At 33.0% G+C, this 1,611-nt stretch carries 1 protein-coding gene and 1 pseudogene; one reads left to right on the top strand and one right to left on the bottom strand.

Annotation, left to right across the window (positions count from 1 at the left end):
* Positions 1–349 (top strand): annotated as a pseudogene (locus ACRCJ0_RS13700) (hypothetical protein); the annotation flags it as partial.
* A gap of 76 nt (positions 350–425) precedes the next feature.
* Here the strand turns inward: ACRCJ0_RS13700 and ACRCJ0_RS13695 are convergent.
* Positions 426–1,388: a helix-turn-helix domain-containing protein gene (locus ACRCJ0_RS13695; protein WP_419970917.1), complete on the bottom strand. Its 963-nt coding sequence runs from the start codon at positions 1,386–1,388 to the stop codon at positions 426–428.
* Positions 1,389–1,611: the final 223 nt, after the last annotated feature.

Genomic DNA, 1,611 nt, shown 5'->3' with positions numbered 1-1,611 from the left:
TCTACGAAACAAACGTTTAACGGACGATATGATTCCATTAGCTTATTTTACTACACTAACACCAGAACAAAGAGAAAGCTTCTTATTCTCAATGTCAGAATTTGATGATTTCCCGGAGGCATATCGACCACGCTTTACCCCAGATTCGTTTGTTAAAGTTATTTCTTATGAAGAGTTTTCACAAAATATTCATGACCGCTATAATCTGGATATGCCTGAGGCAGAACCATCATACAGTAAAGCTGATGAAGAAGATATTGATAGTGAAGAGGATAACCATTTGAATTCTGGGGATATTCACGATATTTCAGATTTTCGAAGAAATGGTGAAGATGATAAACCTGAATAAAATATGATAAAAAAGAAGCACGATGTCCATTGAAATTCTAGGGTATCGTGCTTCTGCTATTTCGTCTATAAGGCCACTATAGAATAGACTGTGTATTTTGTTGTGCATATTTTTTAGGGGAAGTATTATAAACTTTCTTGAATGAACGGTAGAAAGTAGAATAATCACCGAATCCTGATGCAATGGATACATCCTGTAAAGACATCTTATTATTATTCACATTATTGATTAATTGAGCCGCGTATTCTGCACGTTTTTCAATTAAGTATTCATGGAAATTTTGGTTCATTTCTTTACGGAATAATTTTGATAAATAATAGGGTGAAATATCAAATACTTGTGTAATCCGGTCTAATTGTAAGTCAGATTCTTTAAAGTGTTGGTCGATATAGTAGATGATGTGACTAAAGTGTTTGTCATCCTTATAATCACCAGACATAGACGGGATTTTCTTCGCATGATAGACATTCATCAATGAATGGTATAGGTGGTAAGCAGTCACGAATGCTGTATCGCCAACTTCTTCGTCACTATAAGTCAAGATTTTTGATAAGTGATTGATAGTTTTATCAAGATTTTCTTTATCTAAACGATAGTGGCCAGGTTCACTGTAAAATTGATTAATATCTTCCCTTTGGTTTTCATTTACCATTGCATATTGATTCAATAGGTTTTCAGGTACCATACAGATGTAACGTGTGTTATTGATTCCTTCTTCACTTGACATTAAGTGAGGTACGTTAGGTGGGATAATCATGATATCCCCGTTGTATAGGGTATAGCTCGTATCGTTCACGATGAACTGACATTGGTTACCTAAGTAAATTAAAATTTCATAATGGTCATGATAGTGCAGAGAAGCTGTTACGCTAGAATATTCTGCAAGATCCATTTCATTAAGGTTTAAATCTTCCTGACTATTATAGGACTTACGCATCATTGTGCGTCGTTCATCATGATAACTAAGAGATAAATGTTTCTGAAATGTATTAACGGCAATTGCTTCCAAGAGTTCACCTTCTAATTTAACTTTCTTCATAATAATTTATACTTTGCAATATTTAACTTATATCTATAGTGTACTAAACCTCTACAAATGGTTTCAAGACTTTTTATAATTTAATTTTAAGAACGGCATTGTGCCGTAAAAAAACTATAATATATGGTATAATTTAGGAGAAAATGAGGTCTTTGATAACCAATGCCAGTTATAGTCAGATATCATGTAGTATTTTACAATAGTCAGGAAAAATACAATTTTC

The organism is Aerococcus sp. L_32, assembly GCF_050689315.1.
The sequence above is the reverse complement of the archived record's forward strand: the minus strand, read 5'-3'. Positions and strand labels throughout refer to the sequence as shown.

Excerpts from the sequence above, each read along its gene's own strand:
- ACRCJ0_RS13695 (WP_419970917.1), bottom strand. The coding sequence starts at position 1,388 with ATGAAGAAAGTTAAATTAGAAGGTGAACTCTTGGAAGCAATTGCCGTT.